Here is an 804-nt window from a genome sequence, read left to right on the forward strand (position 1 = left end):
GATGTGTATAAGAGACATACAGTTCCCCGACCACCCCCGCCGGAACCGGCCGCAACCACTGATCCAGCACGAACAACGCCGCCCCCGGTATCGGCGACCCGATCGGCGGGGCACCCGTGCCCGGGGTCAACGGGGCACTCTTGGATGCCCACATCGTGGTCTCGGTCGGGCCGTAGACGTTGAGCATCACCCGTCCCGGCGCCCACCGCTCCACCACCTCAGCCGGACACGCCTCGGCGCCGATCACCAGCGCCGCCGCCCCCAAACCGTCTGTCGAGAGCACCCCCACAGCTGAGGGAGTCTGGGTGAGCACGCTGACCTGTTCGCTGATCAGCAAGGCGTGGAAGTCTTCGGCAGAGTGGGTTATCGCTTCGGGCACCACCACCAACCGGCCCCCATGAAACAGCGCTCCCCAGATCTCCCACACCGAAAAGTCAAACGCATACGAATGACACTGCGACCACACCTGCCCCGGCCCCAACCGCACACCAATCTCCAGCGAATCGAACAGCTGGGTCACGTTGTGGTGGGTAACAGCAACGCCTTTGGGCACCCCGGTGGTGCCCGAGGTATAGATAATGTGAGCCAGACCCTCCAGCGCCGGGCCCGGACCCGACAACGGTGTGCTGGGTTGAACATCGATGGCGGGGTCATCAATATCAATCACCCGCAGACCGTCGTACCCGTCGAGCCGCGAGCGCAGACCCGCCGTGGTGAGTACCGCGACAGGCGTGGCATCGGTGAGCATGAACCCGATCCGCGCTGTGGGCAGGCCCGGGTCGATCGGCACGTAGGCCGCCCCGG

At 65.5% G+C, this 804-nt stretch carries 1 protein-coding gene; it reads right to left on the minus strand.

Going from position 1 to position 804, the window contains the following annotated elements:
• On the minus strand, window positions 1-804 hold an 804-nt coding region (locus A5781_RS20130), incomplete at both ends, for an AMP-binding protein (RefSeq protein WP_156624883.1).

This window comes from Mycobacterium sp. 852002-30065_SCH5024008, assembly GCF_001665645.1.
GTDB classification, from domain to species: domain Bacteria; phylum Actinomycetota; class Actinomycetes; order Mycobacteriales; family Mycobacteriaceae; genus Mycobacterium; species Mycobacterium paraffinicum.